Source organism: Novosphingobium sp. PhB55 (assembly GCF_004368805.1).
Lineage (GTDB): Bacteria > Pseudomonadota > Alphaproteobacteria > Sphingomonadales > Sphingomonadaceae > Novosphingobium.
On the sequence record NZ_SODQ01000002.1, the window covers coordinates 640,705 to 657,590 of the forward strand.

At 65.1% G+C, this 16,886-nt stretch carries 11 protein-coding genes; 3 read left to right on the forward strand and 8 right to left on the reverse strand.

The features are described from left to right. Positions 1 to 5 precede the first annotated feature (5 nt). On the forward strand, positions 6 to 1,364 hold the full coding sequence (locus tag EDF57_RS07105; RefSeq protein ID WP_134093633.1) for a hypothetical protein: 1,359 nt from the start codon (positions 6 to 8) through the stop codon (positions 1,362 to 1,364). 204 nt (positions 1,365 to 1,568) lie between these two features. On the opposite strand, the gene EDF57_RS07110 is transcribed toward EDF57_RS07105, so the two are convergent. The 7 genes from EDF57_RS07110 to EDF57_RS07140 all read right to left on the reverse strand — a co-directional run bounded on the left by EDF57_RS07110 (position 1,569) and on the right by EDF57_RS07140 (position 13,984). Then, positions 1,569 to 2,834 carry an amidohydrolase family protein gene (locus tag EDF57_RS07110; protein ID WP_134093634.1) on the reverse strand — a complete coding sequence of 422 codons (1,266 nt, stop codon included), beginning with the start codon at positions 2,832 to 2,834 and terminating at the stop codon, positions 1,569 to 1,571. A gap of 1 nt (position 2,835) precedes the next feature. Further along, positions 2,836 to 4,302 carry an amidohydrolase gene (locus EDF57_RS07115; protein WP_243840934.1) on the reverse strand — a complete coding sequence of 489 codons (1,467 nt, stop codon included), beginning with the start codon at positions 4,300 to 4,302 and terminating at the stop codon, positions 2,836 to 2,838. Positions 4,303 to 4,381: 79 nt separating this feature from the next. Continuing rightward, complete coding sequence (locus EDF57_RS07120; protein WP_134093635.1) at positions 4,382 to 7,456, reverse strand: TonB-dependent receptor; 3,075 nt, start codon at positions 7,454 to 7,456, stop codon at positions 4,382 to 4,384. A 77-nt stretch (positions 7,457 to 7,533) separates the two neighbouring features. After that, positions 7,534 to 9,174 carry an amidohydrolase family protein gene (locus EDF57_RS07125; RefSeq protein WP_243840935.1) on the reverse strand — a complete coding sequence of 547 codons (1,641 nt, stop codon included), beginning with the start codon at positions 9,172 to 9,174 and terminating at the stop codon, positions 7,534 to 7,536. A gap of 992 nt (positions 9,175 to 10,166) precedes the next feature. Continuing rightward, entirely contained in the window at positions 10,167 to 11,255 is a 1,089-nt protein-coding gene (locus EDF57_RS07130) for a mechanosensitive ion channel domain-containing protein (protein WP_134093637.1), read from the reverse strand. Further along, a complete protein-coding gene (metC, locus tag EDF57_RS07135; RefSeq protein ID WP_243840936.1) occupies positions 11,252 to 12,478 on the reverse strand; it encodes a cystathionine beta-lyase in 1,227 nt (408 codons plus the stop codon). Before metC ends, EDF57_RS07130 begins: the two co-directional genes overlap by 4 nt. 156 nt (positions 12,479 to 12,634) lie before the next feature. Beyond that, a complete protein-coding gene (locus tag EDF57_RS07140; RefSeq protein WP_134093639.1) occupies positions 12,635 to 13,984 on the reverse strand; it encodes a hypothetical protein in 1,350 nt (449 codons plus the stop codon). Positions 13,985 to 14,300: 316 nt separating this feature from the next. Between EDF57_RS07140 and queF the strand changes: the two genes are divergently transcribed. Further along, positions 14,301 to 14,762, forward strand: coding sequence for a preQ(1) synthase (gene queF, locus EDF57_RS07145; RefSeq protein ID WP_134093640.1), 462 nt, complete (start codon positions 14,301 to 14,303; stop codon positions 14,760 to 14,762). A gap of 158 nt (positions 14,763 to 14,920) precedes the next feature. On the opposite strand, the gene EDF57_RS07150 is transcribed toward queF, so the two are convergent. Next, positions 14,921 to 15,187 carry a hypothetical protein gene (locus tag EDF57_RS07150; protein ID WP_132270035.1) on the reverse strand — a complete coding sequence of 89 codons (267 nt, stop codon included), beginning with the start codon at positions 15,185 to 15,187 and terminating at the stop codon, positions 14,921 to 14,923. Positions 15,188 to 15,306: 119 nt separating this feature from the next. On the opposite strand from EDF57_RS07150, the gene EDF57_RS07155 reads away from it, so the two are divergent. Continuing rightward, positions 15,307 to 16,866 (forward strand): bifunctional GNAT family N-acetyltransferase/carbon-nitrogen hydrolase family protein, encoded by a 1,560-nt coding sequence (locus EDF57_RS07155; RefSeq protein ID WP_134093641.1) that lies wholly within the window; start codon positions 15,307 to 15,309, stop codon positions 16,864 to 16,866. The last annotated feature ends 20 nt before the right edge of the window (positions 16,867 to 16,886 follow it).

The window sequence follows — 16,886 nt, forward strand, 5'->3', positions numbered from 1 at the left end:
GCAGGATGTTGATGGTTGTTCCCGCGCTGGTATTTGCTTCAGCCTTGCAGGCCCAGCCAGCAGCAGCACCGCCGGCTATGCCGGTCGAGCCGGCCATACCGGCCACGCCGGTCGACCCGGTTGCCTCCCAGTCGGAGGCCGTTGCAGGCCCTGTTACGCAGGATGCCTCCAGCAAGGGGGAAGCGGCGGCTCCACTCCCGCCATCGTTGCCGGACAACCCACCGCTGCAGAAGGATGGTCACCTGAAGCTGGGTGTAGGCATTCGCGGGCGTGTCGACGTTCGTTTTAACGATGCGGACAGTTCCGGCCAGCGACGGACCTCGACGCACTTGTCCTTCGACACGGTCATTCTGAAGCTGGACTATGATTCGTCGACTTTCTTTGGCGCCGCTGAATACCGTTTCTATGGCGGTAACTTCATCTACAGCCGCAAAAACGGCTACGAGGGTATACCCGGAGAGATCAACTTCCCGGCCTACGCTTATGTCGGTGCCAAACTTTCCGCCTCGGACAAAGTGACTGTCGGGCTCCAGCCGGTGCCGTTCGACGATCGCTACTGGGGATCGTCCTGGTACAACAGCATGGGCTTCGTCTACGGCCTTGAGGAGGTATACGACGTCGGGATCAGCTACGCACATACAGGAGGCAAGGTTTCCGTCGCCGCAGGTCTGTTCCCGACGACCGGACCGGCGGTGATGGGGCAGAGCAGGGACAGTGCCCGCTACAGCGTCAACATCGTTCGCGGTGATTCCTATCTGCCGGACACCTCGAGCAATGCGGAGCGCAACATCGTCGCTGGCCGAATTCAGTACGCAGTCGCCTCCTCAGATCGCGGCAAGCTCACCCTGACAGGCTCTGCCTGGCTTTCGGACGTCCATAATTTCGATACCGACAGGGACGGCTCGCGCCGTGCCTATGCGCTTAGCCTGACTGATGAAACGACGCCGCTACGCAAGAAGCTGCTGGTGGCACGGCAGGTCATCAATCCTGCCAATGCCGGGCGTAGCGACCTGATTGCTGTGGGCGATTATGACTCGTCGTACAATATTGCCGCCAAGAGCACGATGGTATTCGGGGAATTGAGCCATCCGATCGAGACCGGTCGCTTTCCTCTGAAGGTCAACCTCTATGGCAGTTACGCGCGGGTGTTCAAGGACGCGGCCGGCTTCGCCGATACGCAGCGGTTCAATCTTGGTGCTTTCTGGACCGACAAGGCGACGGGACGCATCCGCGTATGGACCGAGGCTCTGGTCGGCCGCAATGATCCTTATGTCGGTGCGGGCCAGTTCATTTCCGGCGGTGCGCAAGGCGGTGACAATCGCTGGAAGGTTTCGGCACTTGTGATGGCTGGATATTATTTCTGAGTGAGTCCGGCTGAAGGGCCGATGTCTGATCGATAGTCAGGGGATGTGTTCGAGGTCGCTCCGGTCAAGATCGACCATCACGGATTCGCGCTAAAGGGATTAGAGCGGGCATCTGGGTTATTAGATGCTGCTCCCGCCAGTTGATCTCTGTTCCGCATGATGAACCTGCCATGGGGAAGGAGTCCTTCCCCATGGCAGATAGTTTCAGTTCAGATACCGATCGCGCAGTTCCTCGGCTCGCGAGGTCAGCGGCTGTTCCTGACCGTCAACGAAGATGCGCAGGGCTTCGCTGAGAGGTTCCAGCGGATCGCCGCTCCAGATGACGATATCGGCACGCTTTCCAGAGGCGATGGAGCCGACCTGGGAGTCCAGTCCGAAGATCCGGGCCGGAGCGAGCGTCACTGCTTCGATCGCCTGCGCATAAGCAAGTCCGCGCGAGACCGCGATACCGGCGTTGTAGCGCAAGTCCCGGACGCGGGGGCCGCCGTCATTGCCTTCAACCGCGATCTCCACGCCGGCTTCCGACAATCGCCTGGCGTTCTCCAGCGTGGCGCCCAGCAGTTCGAAAGTCTGAGGGATGTTGGCGGTAGGGTTGAGCAGGACCGGGACGCGCGCAGCCGCGATCTCGGACGCGACCATCCATGCTTCTTCGGCACCGCTCAGGATCACGCGGAGGCGATATTCCTTCGCCAGGCGCAAGACCTCGGCAATGTCGGATGCCCGGTGGACGTCGACGATCAGCGGCACGGTGCCGTCGAGGACCGGTTGCAGGGCTTCCAGGTCCGCGTGTGATAGGCCAAGGTCGCGCAAGTTGCCGCTGTCGTAGGCGGCCTTGTGTGCACGGTAGAACTTTGCGTTGTCGAGCAGGTTGCGCAGTTCCACGAATTCCGCCGCGCGAGAGCCGCCGGCGCGCGTGGCGCCGTCCTCGCCGAACTCCAGTACCATGCCGACCCGCGCCTTGAGCAGCAGGCGCGCGCCCTGGCCGAGGGATATTGCCGCCGCCTGTCCGCCGAACGGAAGCTGGCGATCTTCGTCCCGATCATCGTAGCCCGGAACGACGATGGCGCTGGTGACGCCGCCAAGCCGGGCGACCGGGATCAGGGTGGAATTGCCGTTGAGCCCGTATTGCACATCGAACGCGGCGCTAATCTGCCTGTTGCGGTTGCGATCGTCACGCGTGCCGCTGACCGAGCTTACTTCGGCGAGGCCGAGCGCGGTGTTCACCGCGACCAGGCCGGGGGTGACGATATGGCCCTGGGCGTCGATGATGCGCGCGCCAGACGGCGCGATGACGCTCTTGCCGGCCGCGGCGATCACGCCGTCGCGGACGACGATCGTGCCGCTGTCCACTTCTCCTACCGGGCCGGGCGTAAGGATATGGGCATTGACGATGGCCAGGGTTTCGGCCTGGACCGGGAACGCTGTCAGCGCGGCAGAGACGGCAAGACTGCCGATGAAGCTGCGAAGCATGTCAAAGCCCTCCGTTCGGTTGGCCGAGTTCGAAGTCGGACCGATGGTTGTTCTGAGGCGCGTCGGCATCGTGGACCAGCGCGCCGTCGATGAAGACCTTCTGGGCAATGGCGTAGACGCTGAACGGGTCGCGGGTCCACAGCACCACATCGGCGTTCTTGCCGGGTTCGAGAGTGCCGGTCCTGTCCGCAATCCCCATGATCCGGGCCGGATTGGCTGTGAACCATTTCACCGCCTCGGCTTCGGGAATGTCGATCCCGGCGCGGCGACCGGCCGCCAGCGCGACGGCGCTCTCCACGTTGAGGCGCTGCGTCAGGCGCTGTTCGTCGGAATGGATCGCTACGCAGACGCCTTTCCTGGTCAGGATCGCCGCGTTTTCCTCGATGCCGTCATAGGCTTCCATCTTGAAGCCCCAGCGGGTCGCCCAGATGGCAACGCAGATGTCGTTTTCCTTGAGGAGATCGGCGATCTTGTAGGCCTCGACCGCGTGGTGGAAGGCGCGGGTCTTGTAGCCGAACTCCTTCGAGACATCGATCATCACCGCCATCTCGTCGGCACGGTAGCAGTGGTTCTGGACGAGGATCTCGCCCTTGAGCACGCCGGCCATGGTTTCCAGCGCGAGATCGCGCTTGGGCGCTTCGGCGGCCTCGCCGCGTTCGCGCTTGCGCTCATAGCCGTCCCACTTGCGCGCATATTCGGCGGCATCGATCCAGGCCTTCCGGAACCCGGCGACTTCGCCCATGCGGGTCGCCGGCGCGCGGCCACGGCTGCCGTAGCGGCCCTTGGGGTTTTCGCCGCAGGCGATCTTGAGCGCATAAGGCGCGCCGGGGAACTTCATCGCCTGCTCGGTCACGGCGGGCACGTTCTTGACCGTGACGCCGCGCCCGCCGAACAGATTGGCCGAGCCCGGCAGGATGAGCAGAGATGTGACGCCGCCGGCGCGGGCCTTGTTGAACACGGGATCCTGCGGCCAGATCGAATGCTCGGCCCAGACTTGTGCGGTGTTGGGGTCGATGTTCTCGTTGCCGTCGGCATGGCCCTGGACGCCGGGCGCGGGGAACACGCCGAGGTGCGAGTGGGCATCGATGACGCCCGGCGTCACCCACTTGCCGGTGCCGTCGATGACCGCTGCGCCTGCAGGCGGCACCACGTCGGCGCCGACCGCGAGAATCCTGCCGCCCTCCATGACCACCGTACCGTGCTCGATCTGGAGGCCGGTCGCCGTGAGGATCGTGGCATTGACGATCGCGGTCGTAACCGAGGGGCGCGGTCGGTAGGTGCTGGGATAGGGATCGGTGGCACCGGCGGCAGGCGCCGTGCCGGCGATCGGCGCGCTTTCGGCGGAGGGGTGGGTCTGCTTGCCGTTGGTGGCACAGGCAGAAAGCGACAACGTCAGGACCAGCGCCGAGCTGGCAAGGGCGATCCTCGAACGATGCTGTGTCGGTGTCAGGTGGCTGCGGATGCGCACGTGCGCTTCTCCTTATGACGACAAGAGTGATTGTGACCGGTCTCTTTCGCGTCGCGGTTGAGAGACCGGGCGAGGGCGATCAGAACGACTTGCGCACGCTGGCGTACCAATAGCGACCGTAGGGCTGGTAGAGGGCCCCGTTGTAGCCATAGGAGCCCGAATCCAGCGGCGGCTTCTCGTTGGTCACGTTGCGCGCGCCGATACGGAAGCTCGTGCCCTCCAGAGTGCCGTCGCGGAAAGCGTACTGGAGATAGAGGTTGGCTGTTACCTGGCCCTTCACGATCCAGTTGTTGCCATCGGCATCGGTAAGCCCGGTGTCTTCCACGCTGCTGATGTATTGGCTGAAGGCGCCGACCGTCAGGCCGCCCAGGCTCCAGGTCAGCGAGCCGGAGACGCGCCATTTGGGCAGTCCGTCCTGGCGTATCAGGTCGCCTCCGCCGGTGATCGCGGTTCCGGCATTGATCTGGCCGGCGTCCCGCGCTTCCAGCAGTGCGGCGATTTCCGGCGAGGGCGCGCGGTAGTACTTGAGCAGCCGCGCGGCATTGACGTTGAGGGCGAAGCTGCCAACGCTCGTGTCGCGCAGCTGCCAGGCGAATGTCATGTCCAGCCCGCGCACTGTCTGTGGTTGCAGATTGACGTACTGGTCCTTGACGTACTGCACGACGCCGACCGGGGCGAGGCCCGTCCCCGCAACCAGGGCCACGTCGTCTGCCGTCGGCGCGAGGCGGACGACGTTCGGGTTCGACGAGCCCTGCTGACGCAGCAGATAGTCGAGGATCAGGGCATTGCCCTCACCGAACAGGCCGACGATGCCCTTCTGTTTGATCTGCCAGTAATCGACGGTGAACGTGAAGTCGCCGAAGCGCGAGGGAATGAAGCGGGGCTCCAGTACCGCGCCCAGAGACCAGTTTGTCGAGGTTTCCGGCTTCAGGTCGGGATTACCCGAGCGCTGCGCGGTGGCGACGTAGGATTGCGAGCAATTGGAGAACGAGGCGATGCGTCCGGCCTGAAGGTCGGCCTCGCAGCGCACGTAGTCGGTGCGGGTATTGCCGCGGGTCACCAGGGAGGCGTTCATCTGCTCCAGGTTCGGGGCGCGGAAACCCTGCGCCCAGGAGCCGCGAAGGCGGATGCCGTCGACCACGTCCCAGGCTGCGGCCACCTTGGGCTTGGCGATGCTGCCGAAGTCGCTGTAATGTTCGTAGCGGCCGGCGACCTGCACTTCCAGCTTGCGCACCAGCGGCACGTTCATACCCGGCGAGACCAGCGGGATGGCAAGTTCCGCATAGGCCGAGCCGACCGTGCGCGCGCCGAAGGTGTCGGGCGTGGGGCTTACGCCGAACAGGTCGCTCGGCTGCACGGTGCCGGTCACCGTGTCGGTCCAGGTGATCGTGCCGTCCACGCGGGAATCGCGATCATCGAGCTGGGTGTCGCGGCGCAGTTCGACGCCGGCGGCAAAGCCAACGTCGCCGCCCGGAAGCGTCACCAGGTCCGGGGTCGATATCTTGAAGTCACCGAGAGCGAGGGTCGTCTTGCCACGCCGCTTGGCGACGACCGAGATGGCATCCAGAGCGGCCTGGTTGCTCGGCGTCGTATCCACGCCCGAGGGATTGGCGAGGTTGCCGCCATTGAAGGGATTGTAGGCATCGGGCGTCGAAAGCGCGAGATTGGCCTGGAGCGCTGTCGCGCTGACACCGGTCTGGCGGTCGACGACGGTCGCTTCGGAGTAGAGGCCGGCGGTTTCCCAGTTGAACTTGCCGAACGTGCCGCGCAGGCCCAGCAGGAAGCGGGTCTGCTGGTTTTCGACTTTCACGCGCGTCGGGCCGAGGTCGCCGAAGCGATAGTTGCTGATCGTGACCGGAAGGCCTGCCGCCGGGATGTTCAGGCCGGCGATCCGGTTGGGGTTGGCCGTACCGTCGGGCAGGGTGGCGGCGCCGAACGGGTTCCAGTAGTTCGACGCCGGGATCGTCATCTTGATCGACCCGATCGAGAACACGCTGTCCTGTACGCTTTCGGTCTGCGCCAGGTAGTAGCCGGCTTCCCCGAACAGCGTCAGATCGTCGGTCAGATCGTAGTGCGCGGTGGTGAACAGGTTGATCCGCTTGAGCGAGGGAATGACCGAGAGCGGATAGTTCGCCTGGCCGTCGGAGCGGAGATTGCGGTCCGCCGCGCCCGTCGCGCGGTTGCCGTCATCCACGCAGATGCCGTTGCCCAGGCCGATCTGGCAGCCGCTGTTGGTGGAAGGCTGGATGTGGAACTGGCCCGAGGCGTTCGTCAGTGCCGTGCCGTTCGCCCGGACCGTGCCGAAGCTGGCAGGAGTCTGGAAATCGCCCCAGGGAGACAGCGTGCTGCGGCGGTCCAGCGAGGTGGCGCCTTCGAACCGGGTTCCCTCGAACAGCGGACGCTTGTCTGCCGATGCGGTGAAGTCCTGATCGGTGGAATCGAGCGCGCTGCGGTCGGTGTAGCTGAACGAGAGCGTGAAGTTGCCGCGATTTTCCGCGAAGTTGTGGCCGGCAAGTCCGCTGACCTGAAGTTCGCGCAGCCCGGTGCCCTCGGCGCCGCCGTACTGGACTTCGACGTGGCCACCCTCGATGTCGCTCCGCAGCACCGTGTTGACAACGCCCGCCACGGCATCGGTGCCGTAGATCGCCGCCGCGCCGTCGCGTAGCACTTCGAGGCGCTCCAGCCCGGCGACGGGAATGGCGTTGCTGTTGTAGGTGATGACCGGCACGAGATTGCCGTCGGCCTGGCTACCCGGATGCTGGACGACGCGGCGACCGTTCAGCAGGACCAGCGTATTGCCGACGCCGAGATTGCGCAAATTGACCGAGCCGACGTCGCCACGCGCGAAGTTGCTGCTGGTGCCGCCATTGGTGCTGTTGAACGAGACATCGCCCATCTGCGGGATCGAGCGGAACAGCTCATCCCCGGAAACGGCGCCGACCGCGTCGATCTGCGCGCGGTCCACCACGGTCACTGGGAGTGCTTCGTTGACCTTGGCACCCTTGATCTGGCTGCCGACGACGACGATCTCGCTGGCCTTGGCGCTGTCCGATGCTTCGGTCTCGTCCTGGGCGTGGGCGGTCTGGGCGAGGCACAGGCCGAGTACGGAAGACGCAAGAAGAACCTGCCTGAAACAGGCGCGACGATTACGCATGTGAAACTGTCCCTGTTGATTTGCGCGCGCATGACCGGCGCGCGGGTATGGTGTCCGCGGGTTTGGTGCGGCTGCGGTCAGTAGAAACGGATCTCGTCTACCTGGAACGCGATGCGCGCGCCCGGTCCGCGCTGGGTGCCGATTTCGACCTGGACAATGCCGTCGCTGGTCCAGGCGGGGCCGGCGCCTTTGCGGGTGGCAACGGCCTTGAGCTCGCTGAAGGGCACGTCGATCGAAGTCCAGCCTTCACCGGCCTGGATGTCCTTGCTCCATCGGCCGTCAAGGCCGTTGAACTGGAGGCTGTAGGAACCGGCGCCCTTCACTTCCAACCGGATTCCCTTGTATCGATGAAGGTCGACCGGGCGGACGGAACCGCGCGTCAGGGGAATGGCTACGCCGGCGTAGGCCTCCGCTTTTTGCGCCATGCGGGCCGAGACCAGCAGGGCATGGCCGCCGCCGTCGCGGGGAACGACTTGCGAAATCTCCACTGTACGGTCGAGCCCGCCGTCGCCCGTTTCAAGGCGCAGGGTATCGAGGCTGGAGCGGCCGTCCGCGCGTTCGAAATCGTCCACGAGAGGAGCGACTTGTGCCGAAGGCAGGCGATCGCTGCGATTTGCGAGGGGCAGGGCGGGGGCGCCGGAACCGAGCACGAGCTTGCCGTCGATGAAGACCCGATCGATCTTGTGAATGTCGGCGATGTCTTGCCAAGGCTTGCCTTTGACCAGGATGAGGTCGGCGCGCTTGCCCGGTGCGATCGTGCCGCGATCCTGGTCCAGATGAAGGATGCGGGCGCTGACCGAAGTGGCGGCGGTCAGCACTTGTGAGGGCGACAGGCCTGCCCGCACCAGCAGCTCCAGTTCGCGGATGGTCGAGGCGCCGTGGGGCGTGTCAGGCATCCCGGCATCGGTGCCGACGCCGATCGGCACGCCTGCGTCGAACAGGGCCTTGGCATTGTAGAGCGCATTGTCGAACTTGGCGAAGGACTGCGCGACTTTGGAATCGCTGCGGTCGCGCGGCGCGCTGCCGGGCTTTTGTGGGTCGTAGACGGCCAAAGTAGGGATCACCGCCATGCCGGACTTGCGGATCGAGGCGATGTCCTCCGCATCGAGCCGGCGATCCTGCATCGAGTGCGCGAGTGAATCTACGCCCCCTCGCGCGGCGGCGAGGCCGCGATCGACGGTGACGGTATGCGTCAGCACTTCGAGACCCTCCGCATGGGCCGCCGAGGAGAGCGCCGCAAGCGTCGCCTCGTCCATGCTGGTGTTGTCGGCGGCGGTGCCGTAGCGCCAGCCGTCGGCAAAGGCCTTGATGAAGTCGGGCTTGTAGGGAAGCAGGCTCTTTACCGCGGCCCGAGCGGCCTCCGGCGTATTGATCCAGATGGTCGTCGCCTGATCGCCCCAGTCGGCACCGTGGCCGCCCGGCGTGCTGATACGGGCGGCGAAAGCGACGTGGGGCGAGGCGATTTGCGCCAGCCACTCGCGGCGTGGAAGATAGGATTCCGGTTGTTCGTGAAAATCACTGACCGAGGTCACGCCGTTTTTAAGATAAGCGGTTGCGATCTGGGGTGTCGTCGCCGGAACCCCCGAAGGCGTCCAGTGCGAATGGAGGTCGAAGAGCCCCGGCAGCAGGGCTGCACCGCGCGCGGCTATCTTGCGGGTACCGGCCGGCAAGCGCAGGTTTGGGCCGACTTGCGAAATGCGGCCGTTCTCGATCAGCACGTCGGCCTTAAGGGGCGGCGCGCCCGTTCCGTCAAAAACCGTAGCGCCCATTATGGCAACAGGATCATTGCTGGGCGATCCCGCGGCTGAGTACGTAGTAAAAGCGACTGCCGCCAGAACGGCAGAGCGCAGAAAAGCGCGTTGCAAAACGACCCCCTGAAGTAGCTGGGAAAATGGAGGGCCTGGCGTTGTCGCCTCGGATCGGAACCCGGCATTCCGCCTTAAGGGTTCCGCCCCATCAACTGCGGGTATTCTCAACCAATTTAGTTGTCAATGCAGTGCGTCGCAATTTCAGCCGATTTTTGAAATAATGATGCAAGCTATGTGTCAGGCTGTCGGTGCAGCTAGGCGTGGATGTCAAGGCGTTAAGACGAAAATCCGAGATTCTTCAAACATAGGCAATTGAAATTCATTGTATGTGAATCTCAATGCCGAGTATTAATGGCGGGTACGATGGATGTATTTGGCAGGAAAAATTGGTTCCGTCAGTTCGGCTTGACCACTCCGCATATAAATAGCGCACCGTCCGTGAGATTTCAGAGTTGATAACCTTTTTCCGGGCGTTGCGCCGTCTGAGAAATGCCGAGGTGTGAGAACCTTTAAGAGAAACATACTCCTAATACGTCGTCCTATATTCGGCTGACATGACCGGGTAGTTGATGCTCTGTCCAAGTCGCGGCCAGGCCTCCTTCGAAGCGGCCCCCACGGATCTTCCGTGGCGTTCCATTCACACGCCCCGCCATTGCCAAACTCCGCCCCGGGGACCGACCAGGAACGTCAACCCCCGAGTGGTGTCCGCAAGGCGAGTGACTGCTCACGCGGAATCGACGGCTCGGATCTGCCCGATGGTCAACGGTGCTTTCGGCTTCGCTAAAATGCGCGAATCCTTCTCGTTCCAGCGCGCTGTATTTCAGAAAGTGTATCCCAATTGGTTTACGCCGACAGTTAGGGGCGAATTAGGATACAGAAGGTGCGCTGCAGGAGGGAGGAGATCAGGTTGGAATCGAAGGGTCAGTGGGTGAGGGTGTCTGGTGTGTTCCACGCAGCGCTTCGATCACATGGCGCATCGTTTCGGTGTCGCGCACGTTGAGATCGCGTTGGGGGTAGGGAACTTCGATGCCTTGCTCGCGCATCAGGCGCCAGAGCGCCTTCAAGACGTCGGACCGCACATTTCCAACGCCTTCCTCGGGATCGGTGATCCAGACGTGGATCACGAAGCTGACGCCGCGCTCCGCGAAACTGTCGAGCCAGACGGTGGGCGGCGGGGCGGCCAGGACGCGCTTTACCGACTTGGCGGCGGCCAGCATGAGATGTTCCACGCGTTCGATATCGCAGGCGTAGGGCATGACCACGGGAACCTGGATACGCACGTTCTTGCTCGAATAGGACCAGTTCTCGACCTGATTGATCATCAGGTTTTCGTTCGGGATCAGGTACTCCTTTTGATCCCGCGTGGTCAGCGAGACGGCGCGGATGCCGATGCGGCGGATCTGGCCGAAAGTGGACATTCCGGCGGCGTCCGTGATGGTGATGACGTCGCCGGGCTTGATCGACTTGTCCATCAGGAGGATGATTCCGGCGATCAGGTTGCCGAACGTCTTCTGCAGGCCGAAGCCGATGGCAAGGCCGAAGGCGCCGGAGAACACCGTCAGTGCGGTGAGGTCTATGCCCAGAACGTCGATGCCGACGAGGATCGCGATCGTCCAGATCAGCAGGCTGACCAGCTTTTCCGCCAGCAGGCGCTGGGTCTGGTCGAGCCCGGTTGCCGAGCGGAGCACACGGCTGGAAAGGCGGCTGGCGCCCCAGGCGATGGAGATCACCAGCCCCAGCACGAAGAGCAGGACGACGAGATCCCAGACCGAAATCCTGCTGGATCCGACCTGCACCGCCAGCCGGTCCAGCGTGTCCACCAGATCGCTGAGAAAGCCGCCGTGCGAGGTGACTGCGTTCTTGAGGCCGTCCGCTCCCGCCAGCGGCTGGTCTGCCCCCGTACGGCCTGCCGCATGGGTCGCAGCCTCAGCCGTGCCGCTGGGCGACGGCGTCGGGCTGGGCATCACCATGCGGACGACCGGGTTGGTCATGTCGCCGCGCCGGTCCGCTTCATGGCCGCGAGAGCCTGTTCGAGATCGGCAATGAGATCGTCCGTGTCCTCCAGCCCGACGGCGAGGCGCACGCCGAAGTGGTCGGACGCCTCGTGCTGGCCCGGAGGCCAGGGCATGATCTCGCGGTGCCGGGTCGGCTCGATCGGCACGACCAGGCTTTCGAATCCGCCCCAGGAATAGCCGATGGCGAAGAGGTTCAGGGCGTCGATGAAGCGGTTGCGATCGGCCATGGTGCCGCCGTTGAACACGAAGCTGAAGAGGCCGCAGCCGCCAGTGAAGTCGCGCGTCCAGATGTCGTGGCCGGGCGAGCCGGGCAGCATCGGACAGAGCACTTGCGCCACTTCCGGGCGAGATTCGAGCCAGCGCGCTATCTTCAGCGCGGATTCGGCTTCCTGGCGCAAACGCACGCCCAGGGTGCGCAGCCCGCGAAGGGCCAGTGCCGCGTCGTCAGGCGAGACGACGATGCCGAGATCCTGCGCGCGTTTGCGCAGCTTCTCATAGAGTTCCTCGCCCGCGCTGGCGCTGCCCATCATCAGGTCCGAATGGCCGCCGACATGCTTGGTGAGCGCCATGACGGTCACGTCCACGCCCTTTTCCAGTCCGGCAAAACCGAGCGGGCTGGCCCAGGTGTTGTCCAGAACGGAGACGGCGCCCTTGGCGCGCGCGATGCGGGCCAGTTCGGGAACGTCGCAGACTTCCATCGACAGGCTGCCCGGCGCCTCGATCAGGACGGCGCGGGTCCGTTCGCAGAACAAGTCTTCGTAGGCGGGAATGTCGAGCGGATCGTAGAAACGGGTCTCGATCCCGAAGTCGGCAAGCATGCCGGTGCCCATCGAGCGGGTGGGGTCGTAGGCATTGTCAGTGATGAGCACGACGTCGCCCGGACGAAGCAGCGCGAGCATGACTCCGGCGATCGCGGCGACGCCCGAGGGATAGATGACCGTACCGTGAGCGCCGGGCTCGATCTTGGTCAGGGCCTCGCAAAGCGCCCATTGCGTGGGAGCGCCGCGGCGGCCGTAGAAGAACTGGCCGTCTTCGTTGCGGCGCGGGCCTTCGGCGAGTGCAGCGGTGTTTTCGTAGAGATGCGTGCTCGCGCGCCAGACCGGCGGGTTGACGACGGCGCCGGTCCACTCCTTGCGGCGGCCTCCGCCGACCAGCTTGGTGAATGGGGCGAGGTCGTCGAAATTGTCCAAATCGCTCAAAGTGCTCTCCGCTCTTGCGCTTCCAGCACTACCGTCCCGCGGGGCGGGGGTCGAGAGGCAAGACGGCCGGCGGACGCCGCGATGGCGCCGGCTGTCTGACGGGGCAAGGTGGCCGAAGCGGAAATTGGCCCGCTCAGGCTCTGGCATGCCTGAGAATCAGGCGAGGCGGCGCATCGGGGAATTGGGGTCCTGGCCCATGTCGCGGGCGGCTTCGACTTCCCGGGCGGCGATCGCGGCATGGTCGCGCGGGCCGGTGTCGAGGCGGATGGGGGCGAGCCGGACAGTCGCGGGATCCGGACCTTCGCCCGGAACACCCAGCGAGAACACGCGGCGCTCGGCATGGCCATGCTCGTCCACGAGGCACAGGCGCACGAGCGGCACGAAGAGGCTGGCCTGTCCCTGGCGCATCACGCGAATCGCGTTGAGCGGCAGTTGCAGTTCGCCCTTGAACGTGCGCGCTTCGCCGGGGGCGAGCGCTTCTAGGGTGTGGCGCAGCGGCAAGGCGGCAGGTTCGGGCGCGAGCTGCTCCACTTGCGATAGCGAGGCGTGAGCGGAGATCATGTCGCCCAGCACGCGCCAGGGCTCGGCAAGGCCGCTTTCCGGCGCGGACAAGGTCAGGCGGTATTGCAGCGTGGCGTAAACGAGCGACAGGCGCAGCGTCACGGGTTCGAAATCGACTGCGATCACGCCCGGACCGGACGGCGCCGGGGCCCTTGCCGGCGCCGGGTTAGGGGCCGGTATCGCAGCTGGTGCCGGCTGCGACGGCGATTGCGGCTCGGGATTGCGCAGCGGCTGCACGCGGGGGGCCGGCGAAACGGGGGCTACGGGATCGAGCGCGGCGATGGCGGCGGCTGCGACGGGGGCATCGGCCGTCTCCTGGACGATTTCGTCCTCAGGCTCGGCTTCAGGTTCGAGACCGGCTTCTTCCCAGGCCGTGGCAGGCGCGCGGCGGCGGCGAAGGAGCAGGAAGACGCCGACCCCGGCCGCGACCAGGGCAGCGGGGATGGCCAGCCACCATTCCGGCCAATGCGGCGTGGCTGCGGGCGGGTTTGCGAGGTCCGCTTCCGGCGCGGCGGAAGGCTGGGCCGGCAGAGCGGCGCTGTCGCTCGCTGTCGGCGTGGGGGCGGGTGCCAGCGGCTGGGCCGGCAACTGGGCCAAGGGGGTGACGGCGGGTGAGGGCGCGGCGGCGGCGGGTTCCGTGCGCGATGGCTCCACCGGGCGAGCGGGCGTGGCCGTGGCGGCTGGCGGGGTGGCACGCGGCTGGGGGCGGTCGCTGGCGCGCGCGGCGGGCGGCGGCGGGGCGGCGATGGTCGGCACCGGTGTCGGCCGCGAAGTGGGCGCTGCGGCGGGGGCTGCGGCCGGTGCATCGGGAGCGGTGTCGCGCGGGGTGACGGTGGGGTTCTGCGGGTCCACCGGACCTTGCGGGCGCGGCGCGCCCTGGCCTTCCTGCTGGCCGGGCGGCAGGCTCCAGGTCGATTGCGCGAAAGCCGTCGTCGGTCCCGCCATGAGGCCGAGCGCAAGTGCCGCGCGTGAAAGTGGTGTCGCGAATTTAGTCACATCGGCCCCGCATCAAACTCCCAGCCCCACATTAGACCATGCGCTGAACCCGCGGTTAATGCTCCGCTCCAGCGCGGCGAGACGTGAGCGATCATAGCCCAATGCGGGGCGCGCGGGCAATCGCGCCCTTGGCGCATTTCCCCGCCGCACTTGCGGCGGCCCGCATTACAGGGTCGGATCCCCGTCACGGTCCGATTCCCGGTCGCCGTCGCCGTCTCGGTCGCATGGCTTGAAGCGCGGCGCCGGGGCACCTATCAATGGCATCATGACTGACACCACCATGACTCCGCTGCATCTGGGCCAGAACAGTGCGCTGCCGACGTCTCCCGAAGACGCCGTGCTGGACTACGTGCCGAACCCGCGCCAGGGCAGCCACTATCTCGTGCGCTTCGCCGCGCCCGAATTCACCTCGCTCTGCCCGGTTACCGGCCAGCCCGATTTCGCGCACCTGGTGATCGACTATGCACCGGGCGCAACCATCGTCGAATCCAAGAGCCTCAAGCTGTTCCTCGGCGCGTTCCGCAACCACAACGGCTTCCACGAGGACGTCACCGTCGGTATCGGCCAGCGCCTGTTCGACGAGATGAAGCCCCATTGGCTGCGCATCGGCGGCTACTGGTATCCGCGCGGCGGCATTCCCATCGACGTGTTCTGGCAGTCCGGCGCGGCGCCGGAAGCGCTCTGGGTTCCCGACCAAGGCGTGCAGGGCTACCGCGGCCGCGGCTGATCGGCCCGGTCAGCCCATGCCGGGCACCGGTTCCTAGTTCCGGTATGATGAGCAGGGGCGCCGGCTTGTGCCGACGCCCCTATGCCCCGGGCTTTCCCTCAGGGTTTCGCGAGAAGTTGCCCCCTCGCTTCCCAAGGTCCGTGCCGGGTTACGTAACGCTATCTGGCGGCGAACTGTACGCCGTTCACGCGCCTGAGATCGACAGTTCCCTTGCCAAGCGAGGCCATCTGGCGGTTGCTCAGGCACTGGGCGTAGACCGTGGGCGCTTCCGCCTTCAACGCGGCTTCCGTAGCCAGGGCGTCATCGAGGCGTGCGGTACATTCGGCGCGCGATTCGTAAGTTTGCACAGGCGTCGATAGCCTCTCGCAAGCTGATCCGTCATCGCTGCAGCCAAACAGGGCGAGGGCAATGAGTGTAGCGCTCATTCGTCTCTCCTTTCGAAGGGGATAACGGGCGCCCGGCCGAAAATATCCCGCAAGCGACGGGAAAAGAGTCATTTTCGAGGCTGGAACCTCTGCCGGTCTCATGCGTAGGAAACGCCTTCATGGACCAGACAAAAGCCAAGCTCATCATCCGCCCCGCCACTGTAGCCGATGCACCCGCAATCGCGCGGCTCTCGGTGAAAGTCTACGGCAAGGCCGATGCCTTCACCCGCGCCGAGATCCGCGGCCAGGTCATCAATTTTCCGGAAGGACAGTTCGTCGCCGAATATGACGGCAAGGTCGTCGGCCACTGCGCAACGATGATCGTCACCGCCGCCCAGGCCTTTCGCCCGCATACCTGGGAGGAGATCAGCAACGGCGGTTATGGCCGTCCGCCGTCGGACGATGGCGACGTGCTCTACGGCTTCGAGGTCTGCGTGGACCCCGATTACCGCCGCCTGCGCATCGGCCAGCGGCTCTATCGCAAGCGCAAGGAAGTCTGCCAGTATTTCGAGCTGAAGGGCATCGCCTTCGCCGGACGCATGCCGGGCTATTCGCGGCGCATGCGCCAATATCCCGACCCGGCCGACTATCTCCAGGCCGTGCGGGACAAGAAAGTGCGCGACCAGGTGATCCAGTTCCAGATGAACGAGGGTTACGAACCGCGCGAAATTCTGCCGGACTACATCCCGAACGACAAGGAAAGCGGCGGCAACGCCGTCCTGATGTACTGGACCAACCCGCTCGCCCCGCGCGATACGGGTAAGGCGGTGCCCGGCTTCAAGGAGCGCGTGCCTTCGACCGTGCGGGTGGCCACCGTCCAGTTCATGATGCGCAAGATCGAGCAGATCGACCAGTTCGAGGAGCAGGTGGAATACTGGATCGACGTGGCCGCCGATTACGAGAGCGATTTCGTGGTCTTCCCCGAGCTGTTCACGCTGGAGCTGCTGTCGATCGAGGAGACCAAGCTGGAACCCGCCGCTGCGATCGAGAAGATCGCGGACTACACCGAGCGCTTCGTGGAATTCATGCAGCGCATGGCGGTGAGCTACAACATCAACATCATCGGCGGCTCGCATCCCACCCGCGTCAAGCTGGGCCAGGGCAAGAGCGAGATCCGCAATATCGCCTATACCTTCCTGCGCGACGGTGCGGTGCACGAGACGCAGAAGCTGCATCCCACCCCGTCCGAGCGGCGCTGGTGGAACATCAAGGGCGGCTACGGCGCCAACGTGATCCCCACCGACTGCGGCCCGATCGGCGTGATGATCTGCTATGACAGCGAGTTCCCCGAGCTTTCCCGCCACCTCGTGAACCAGGGGGCGCTGATGCTGTTCGTGCCGTTCTGCACCGACGAGCGCCGCGGCTTCCTGCGCGTGCGGTACTGCTGCCAGGCCCGCGCGGTGGAGAACCAGTGTTACGTCGTGACATCGGGCGTGGTCGGCAACTTGCCCAACGTGGAGAACATGGACGTCCACTACGCGGAAAGCGCGATCCTTACGCCGTCCGATTTCCCCTTCGCGCGCGACGGCGTGGCGGCGGACACCGCGGCCAATACCGAGACGATCGCCATCGCCGACCTCAGCCTGGATGCGCTGCTGACGGCCCGTCAGTCAGGCGCGGTGCAGAACCTGAAGGACCGGCGCTTCGACCTCTACCGGGTGGAATGGACGCAGCAGTAGGAAGCGGAAGCGCGGGATCG